At 71.8% G+C, this 8,038-nt stretch carries 4 protein-coding genes and 3 pseudogenes; 2 read left to right on the plus strand and 5 right to left on the minus strand.

Features of this window, described 5'->3' with window-relative positions:
• The first annotated feature begins 273 nt into the window (after positions 1 to 273).
• Positions 274 to 1,356, plus strand: a complete 1,083-nt coding sequence (locus G6R25_RS18755) for a CaiB/BaiF CoA transferase family protein (protein WP_163554021.1) — start codon at positions 274 to 276, stop codon at positions 1,354 to 1,356.
• A 791-nt stretch (positions 1,357 to 2,147) separates the two neighbouring features.
• Here G6R25_RS18755 and G6R25_RS31905 read toward each other — a convergent pair.
• From G6R25_RS31905 to G6R25_RS18775, 5 genes and pseudogenes are all read right to left on the minus strand, one after another.
• Positions 2,148 to 2,903 (minus strand): annotated as a pseudogene (locus G6R25_RS31905) (cytochrome P450 family protein); the annotation flags it as partial.
• The gene (locus G6R25_RS31910; RefSeq protein ID WP_235949033.1) at positions 2,900 to 3,571 is read right to left on the minus strand and encodes a zinc-binding dehydrogenase; all 672 of its coding nucleotides are present in this window, start codon (positions 3,569 to 3,571) and stop codon (positions 2,900 to 2,902) included. The gene G6R25_RS31910 and the pseudogene G6R25_RS31905, both read right to left, overlap by 4 nt.
• Before the next feature lie 154 nt (positions 3,572 to 3,725).
• A pseudogene (locus G6R25_RS31915) lies at positions 3,726 to 4,130 on the minus strand (alcohol dehydrogenase catalytic domain-containing protein); the annotation flags it as partial.
• A gap of 69 nt (positions 4,131 to 4,199) precedes the next feature.
• Positions 4,200 to 5,629: pseudogene (locus G6R25_RS18770) on the minus strand (aldehyde dehydrogenase).
• Between the two features lie 149 nt (positions 5,630 to 5,778).
• Complete coding sequence (locus G6R25_RS18775) at positions 5,779 to 6,876, minus strand: TIGR03857 family LLM class F420-dependent oxidoreductase (protein WP_163554022.1); 1,098 nt, start codon at positions 6,874 to 6,876, stop codon at positions 5,779 to 5,781.
• 173 nt (positions 6,877 to 7,049) lie between these two features.
• On the opposite strand from G6R25_RS18775, the gene G6R25_RS18780 reads away from it, so the two are divergent.
• A partial coding sequence (locus G6R25_RS18780) for a phosphotransferase family protein (protein WP_235949029.1) occupies positions 7,050 to 8,038 on the plus strand: 989 nt, incomplete at its 3' end.

Genomic DNA, 8,038 nt, shown 5'->3' on the forward strand with positions numbered 1-8,038 from the left:
ATTTACGATCCCGGCGATCTGATTCGAATCAGCCATCGCGGGTTTCGGAAAAACTCCCCGGTTCGCCCTGAGCGCCTGAGCACCGACCCATTGAAGATCCTAAAATGCCTGCGGCAGGCCGCCGATGCTATAAACAGAGTGTCAGAAGAGCTCTGCTGAGCCGCTCTGAACACTGACCTGGAACACTGAACGTTGACCTGCCCGGCGAAGGCCGGGGCGACGGACCCGCCCGGCGCCAGGCGCGCACGGCGGGAACCAGGAGGAGGCACGGCGTTGCCCGAACCGACGAGCGCCGCGGGCCCACTCGCCGAGATCGGTCCCGGCCCGCACGCGGCGATGATGCTCGCCGACCTGGGCGCGGACGTGGTCCGGGTGGCCCGGCCGGGTTCCGTGCCGAAGCCGGGCGTGCCGGCCGAGCCGGTGCAGCGCGGGCGCCGCCTCATCGAGGCCGACCTGGGCGATCCCGCGGCCCGCGCAAGCGTGCTGGACCTGATCGCCGGCGCCGACGTGCTGATCGAGGGCTTCCGCCCGGGCGTCACCGAGCGCCTCGGCCTCGGCCCGGACGACTGCGCGCGGCGCAACCCGCGGCTGGTCTACGGGCGGATGACCGGCTGGGGCCAGCAGGGGCCGCTGGCGGACCGGGTCGGCCACGACATCAACTACCTGTCGATCACCGGCGTACTCAACGCAGTCGGCCGCGCCGGCGAGGCGCCGGTACCACCGCTGAACCTGGTCGGCGACTTCGGCGGCGGCTCCACCTACCTGGTCGTGGGCATCCTCGCCGCACTGGTCGAGCGGGAGCGTTCCGGGCGCGGCCAGGTCATCGACGCGGCCATCGTCGACGGCGCGAGCCTGCTCGCGCACATGGTCTGGGGGCTGCGCGGGCGCGGCCGCTGGAATGACGAGCGCGGCTCCAACCGCCTCGACACCGGCGCGCCGTTCTACGACGTCTACGAAACCGCCGACGGGGGCTACATGGCCGTCGGCGCGCTCGAACCCCGTTTCTACGCCACGTTCGTCACCGGCCTCGGCCTCGACCCGGCCGCACTGCCCTGCCAGGACGACCAGGCCCGCTGGCCGGAGCTGCGCGAGGCGTTCACCAAGGCCTTCGCCGGACGCACCCGCGACGAGTGGGTGGCCGTGTTCGACGGGCTCGACGCCTGCGTCACCCCGGTGCTGGACTTCGACGAGGCCGTCGCGCACCCGCACATGGCCGCCTGGGAGATCCTGATCGACGTGGCCGGCGTGACCCAGCCCGCCCCCGCGCCGCGGTTCTCGCGCAGCGTCCCCGCCGCGCCGCGGGTCCCGCCGCGCGCCGCGGTCACCGTGGCCGAGGTCCTCGCCGGGTGGACCTGATCGCCCGCCACACCTCCAATCCAGACCACCGTGTCACCGTCGATCGTGTACCAGACCAGCGGCGTGTAGGTGCCCGGCGACCAGGACATGGTGACGTCGAGGTATTCCTCGATCTCGTCCTGGCCGTTGAAGGTGCCCCAGTAGTGGTCCTTGTACCAGGCGTCCTCGGTGAAGGACTCATGCGCCCAGCGCTTCCAGTCCTCGGCGACGGGGCCGAGTAAGTAGTAGTTCTTGAAGGCAGCTTCCACTTCTTCGCGGGGGTGGCTCAACGTGGCCTCCAGGGGTGGGGGTGTTGCATGCGCCTCGAGGGCGGTCAGGCGCGGACCGTGGTCGGGGTGTAGGCGGCCTTGAGATGCTTGATGCCGTGGAGGAAGTTCGTCCGCAGGAAATGCGACTCCTCGACGGCGTGGATGTCGGGAAGGTACTCGAAGAACACCTTGAAGACGACGGACAGCTCCAGGCGGGCCGGGGGCGCCGAAGCCGAGGTGCGGCGGGGTGAGGTCGCGGCGCACGTCGAACCGGGTGCCGTCGGGGAACACCGACTCGGCCTGGTTCACCGAGCGGTACCACAGCACGAGCTTGTCGCCCTCGCGGAACTCCTGGTCGCCGAGGCGCACCCCGTCGGCGGTGACGGTGCGGCGCATGTGCAGCACCGGCGACGCCCAGCGGACGACCTCGTCGACGGCCGTCGGCGTGAGGCCGTCGACGTCGGCGGCCCACAGCGCCCGCTGGTCGGGGTTCTGGGTCAGCGCGAGCAGGCCGTGCGCGATGGCGTTGCGGGTGGTCTCGTTGCCGGCGCCGACCAGCAGGATGAAGAAGGAGGCGAGCTCCTGCGCGGTGAGGTTCTCGTCCCCGGCGGCGACGAGGAGGCTGATGAGGTCGTCGCCCGGGTTCTTCTGCCGGTCGGCGGCGAGCTCCCGCAGCAGTTCGGCGAAGTCGTCGCCGACCCGGGACAGGTTCTTCGCGACCCCGCGCGGGCTCTGGTCCGGGACGTACTCCGGGTCGCTGGCGCCGAGCAGCTTGTTGGTCGACTCGAAGATGAACTGCTCCTGGCTGCGCGGGATGCCCATCATGTCGTTGACGATGCGCAGCGGGATGAGGGCGGCGACCTCGGTGACGAAGTCGCATTCGCCCTTCTCCGCCACCGCCCCGATGACCTCCCGGGTCACCTCGCCGACGTTGGCGCGCAGCGCCTCCAGGTTCTTCGCGGTGAACCCGCGGGAGATGATCCGGCGCTGACGGGCGTGCTGCGGGTTGTCCATCGCGATGATGGAGCCGAAGAACTCCCGCAGATCGACCGGCTGGTCGAAAATGTTGCTGCCCTCGCCGGAGCAGAAGTCCTCCGGCCGGCGGCTGACCTCCATCACGTCGGCGTAGCCGGTCACCGCGTAGAAACCGCGGCCCCGGACGTTGCCGGCGAGGTCGAGTTCGGGGAAGTACGGGCGTTCCCCGGACGCGCGCACGCTCGCGGAGTAGGCGTCGCGTTCGGCCGCGGGCCGGGTCCACCAGTCGAGATCGTCCAGGTCGACGTCAGCGATCAGGCTCATGACCGTTTCTCCTCGTACTGTGCGGCGGCACCGCGGGGCGGGTACGGCGCGGTCCGGTGGTCGTTCGGGCGGCGTGGCATCGGGCAGGGGTGACGGCGGGCAGGGGTGACGGCGGCCGGGTAGCGCAGCACGCCCCGCAGGTTGGTGCCGGCGCGCAGGTCGGCGAAGGCGTCGTTGATGTCGTCGAGGGGGTAGGTCCGCGACACCATCACGTCGAGGTCGACCTGGCCGACGCTGGACAGCTCCAGCAGCTTGGGGATGTCCGCGCGCGGGTTGCCCGAGCCGTAGAGCGTGCCGATGATGCGTTTCTCGGTGAGGGTCAGGTCCATCAGGTTGACGTCGATGGACGTCTCCGTCGCCGGGTGGATGTTGGTGACCACGAGGGTGCCTCGCTTGGCCGTCATCCGCAGGGCCTTCTTGACCAGTTTGCCGTCCCCGACGCCCATGGCGCAGATGAACACGTCGGCGCCGCGGTCCCAGGTCGCCTCCGCGACGACGGCGGGCGCCTCCTGCCAGGAGGTCGCGACGTGGGTGGCGCCGAGCTCGAGGACCTTGTCCTTCTTCGTCTCGACCGGCTCGATCGCGACGATCACCCTGGCACCGGCGAGCTTCGCGCCCTGGATGGCCGCGCCGCCGATGCCCGCCGACCCCGGCGACGACCACAGCATCGCCGGGGCGAACCTGGGCGGCGTAGACCGCCGAGCCCCAGCCGGTGACGAACCCGCAGCCCAGCAGGCAGGCCCGGTCGAGGGGGTAGTGATTGTCGATCTTGATGACGCTGGCCTCGTTGACCACCGTGTGGTGGGCGAACGACCCGATCAGGCAGGCGGTGGAGATGTCCTCGCCCTTGGCGTGGTGGCGGTAGCCGTCGTCGGAGATATGCCGCCCGCTGTACAGCTTCGCGCCAAGGTCGCACAGGCTCTGGTGACCGGTCGAGCAGGACGGGCAGCGCCCGCACGACGGCATGAACCCGAACACGACGTGGTCACCGGGGGAGAGCCACGACACGTGCGCGCCGACCTCGCGCACGACCCCGGCGCCCTCGTGCCCGCCGATGCACGGGATGCGGAAGGGCATGTCGCGGGTGACGAGGTGCTCGTCGGAGTGGCAGATGCCGGAGGCGTGGAGCTCGACCAGCACCTCGTCGTGCTTGGGCGGGTCGAGCTCGATCGTCTCGACCGCCCACGGGGCGTTCGCCTCCCAGAGCACCGCGGCCTTGGTCTGCACTGTCGTGTGCTCCTCTCGTCGCTACCGGCGGTTCCGGTACTGGTTCGGCGGTTCGGTGACTGCCGGGCCTCAGCCGGCCGGCAGGATGATCGACTGGTACTCGGTGTAGGACGCCAGTCCCTCCGGACCGCCCTCGCGGCCGATGCCGGACTGCTTGAACCCGCCGAACGGGCTGCCGAGGTCCATCCCGGCGCTGAAGTTCACCCCGACGCCGCCGGCACGGATGCGGCCGGCAACCGCCTCGCCCGCGGCGATGTCGGTCGTCCAGACCGCGCCCGCCAAGCTTGGCGATGCGCACCGCGTCGTCGACGCCGTCATACGGAATCACGACCATGACCGGGCCGAAGATCTCCTCGCGGGCGACCCGCATGCCGTTGTCGACGCCGGCGAACAGGGTCGGCTCGACATACCAGCCGCGGTCGAGGCCCTTGGGCCGGCCCCCGCCGGTGACCAGGCGGGCGCCGTCAGCCTCGGCGGAGCTCAGGTAGCCCTCGACCCGCTCGCGGGCCTGGCTGGAGATCAGCGGGCCGACCTCGGTGGCGGGGTCGCGCGGGTCGCCGACGGTGAGCGCGCCGATGCGGGCGCCGAGCGCGTCGACGACGTCGTCGTAGCGGTCGCGGGGGGCGAGCACGCGGGTCTGGGAGACGCAGATCTGCCCGCCGTTGGACATCGCCCCGGCGACGATCGCCTCGACCGTGCCCGCGCCGAGGTCGACGTCGGGCAGCAGGATCGCCGCGGACTTGCCGCCGAGCTCCAGCGTGCAGCGGCGCAGGTCGCGCGCACAGCTCGCCGATGTGGCGCCCGACCGCCGTCGACCCGGTGAAGCTGATCTTGTCGACGCCGGCATGGCGGACCAGGTGCTCGCTGACCGCGGCCTCGCCGGGGACGATGGACAGCACGCCCGGGGGCAGGCCCGCCTCCACCGCCGCCTCGGCGAGCAGGTAGGTGCGCAGGGGGGTCTGCGGGGCCAGCTTGAGCACGACGGTGCAGCCGGCCAGCAGCGCCGGGGCGAGCTTGAGCGCGGCGACGAACAGCGGCGCGTTCCACGGCACGATGGCGCCGACCACGCCGACGGGCACCTGCCGCACGCGCACCGGGCCGCCGAAGCCGCCCGTCCGGGTCGTCTCCCACTCGTAGCGCTTGCCGATGCCGCTGTAGGTGGCGAACACGGCCGTGGCGACCCCGACCTGGCCGACGGTCGACCACGCGCGCGGCGAGCCGACCTCCGCGGAGATCAGATCGGCGAACTCCTCCGCCCGGGCCCGGATCGCCTTGCCGAGCCGGCCCACGATCTGCGCACGCTGCGCCGGGTCGAGAGTCGGCCAGGGGCCGGTGTCGAAGGCACCGCGGGCGGCGGCCACCGCCGCGTCGACGTCGGCGATCGAGGCGCTCGGAACCCGCCCGATCGGCTCCTCGGTCGCCGGGGAGAACACGTCGATCACCCGGGACGAGGCCGGCGGCACCCAGCCACCGATGAAGAGATTCTCGTGGGTGTACAAGGAGGTCTCTTTCCCACTGATGATCAGGTCGGGCGGCCGGGCCACGACCGGACCGGCCCGAGAAGGTCGACGCCCGGGCTCCCGCCCGACCGTATGATCACTTAATTCTGGCGTTCATGTCACCGATGTGCGAACAGTACCCGCGCTGACTACGCGGTGGCTGGGAACTCCGGCGTCCGGGCGGCGAAGTGCTGCAGGACCGGACCGAGCAGCTCCGGGGTCGAGCCGTGCAGGACCAGCTCGTCGGCGCCGGCGTCGAGGTAGGCGTCGAGGCGGGCGGCGCACTCGCCCGCGGAGCCCACCGCGGCGGCGTCGGTCAGCCACGACGGGGGCAGGGTGGCGGCGACGTCGAGGAGCTGGTGGCGGGTGAAGACGTTGTCGGCCGAGCCCCGCAGGCCGACCATCAGCGGATGGGACCGCAGCGCCGCCAGCGGCTCGATGCCCCACTCGTTCACCCCGGCGAGGCGCTCACCGAAGCCCGGGATCTGGAAGTAGGTCACCGCCCACGCGCCGACCACCGCCGTCTCCTCCTCGGGCGTGAGGTCGGGGGCGGCCACGACGGTGGCGTGGACCTTCACCGTCGACGGGTCGCGCCCCGCCTCGGCCGCGGCCTTGTGCACGATCGCCACCGAGCGGGCGACCGCCTCCGGGGTGAGGAAGGGGTGCAGCAGCGCGCCATCGAAATGCGCCCCGGCGAGCGCAAGGCTCTTCGGGCCGATCGCGGCGAACACCAGCTCCGGCGGCGCGACGTCGGGCAGGTCACCCAGGCGCATGACCGGGAAGCGCCCGGCGGGACCGTCGTAGGAGACCTTCTCCCCCCGGCACAGCCGGCGCAGCATGTCGGCGGAGTCGACGAGCACCTGGTTGGTCATCGCCGGCAGGCCCACGGCCTTCCACATCGGGCCGACCGAGCGCCCGAAACCCAACGTCAGGCGACCGCCGGTCAGCGCCTGCGCCGTCATCGCGGTGGAGGCCAGCACGACGGGATGGCGCACGAGGAAGTGGGTGATGCCCGAGGCGATCCGCACCCGGCTGGTGACCTGGTCGATGGCGCCCGCGAGCACCCCGAAGTCCTTCGTCCCCCACCGTTCGCTGAGCCACACCGTGCCGAGTCCGAGATGCTCGGCGGCCTGCGCCTGCCCGATCGCGGGACGCGGATCGGCGACCCGGCCGGGCAGCACGTAGGCGTCGAGGCGGTCCGTCACCCGGGCGGCGCCGGTCCGATCGCGATCCCTGTTCGTCGTCATGCCTCTATTCTGACATCCGCGTCTAGTATCTGGGTGATCAGCCGCTCTGGGCGGCCGGCAACCGGGGCACGCGGGCGGAAGGAGTCAGGATGGCCACCACGGCACGATGAGATCTCGAGGCGACCCGGGAGGTCCTGCGGGGGTGGCTGCGGGATCGGCACGGCGCCACCGAGGTGGAGATCTCGCCGCTGACCTCGCCCAAGGCCGGCTACTCCAACGAGACCCTCTACCTGCACCTGGCCTGGACCCCGTCGGACGGCCCGCGCCGCGCCGAGGACCTCGTGCTGCGCATCGAACCCACCGGCCACCAGCTCTTCGTGACCCCCGACGCGGTCCGCCAGGCGCGGATCATGCAGGCGCTCACCCCCCAGCCGACCATCTGGTTCATCGAGCCGGACCCCACCGTGCTGGGCTCGCCGTTCTACCTGATGGGCCGGGTCGACGGCCAGGTGCCCGGCGACGTCCCGAGCTGGCACGCCAAGGGCTGGACGGTCGAGCTCACCCCTGGCGAACGGACCCGGCTGCACGACAACGCGCTGGCCTCCCTCGTCGCGCTGCACCTCATCGACGTGCGCGACGGCTTCGACTTCCTGTCGCCCGCGGGGACCGGAACCGCCCTCGACCGCTACCTGGCGGCACTGCGCGACTGGCACACCTGGGCGGAGCCGAGCCTGCGCTGGGAGCCGGACATCGTGGCCGCGGCCGTGGACCAGCTGGTGCGCGAGCGCCCCGACGACCCGTCCGCCGGCATCGTGTGGGGCGACGCCCGGGTCGGCAACATCAGCTTCGGCACCGACCAGTCCGTGCGGGCGATGTTCGACTGGGAGACGGCCACCGTCGGCCCGCCCGGCATCGACCTCGGCTGGTGGCTGATGTTCGAGGACTTCCTTTGCGAGGCGCAGGGCCTGACCCGGCTGGAGGGCGTGCCCGACCGGGCCGCGATCATCGCCGGCTACCAGGAGCTGTCCGGCCGGCCGGCCGAGCACATCGACTACTACGAGCTGCTCGCCGCCACCGTCATGACGCTGATCAACAGCCGCCTCGGCGTGCTGCTGATGACCAGCGGCGGCCTGCCGGAGCGGGGCGCGTCCTCGCCTGAGCCGCGCCGCCCGCGGATGCTGCGGATACAAATGACGGCAGCGTTAGATAGTTGGTCTGCCTC

The sequence above is a fragment of the Candidatus Frankia alpina genome, assembly GCF_902806485.1.
Lineage (GTDB): Bacteria > Actinomycetota > Actinomycetes > Frankiales > Frankiaceae > Frankia > Frankia alpina.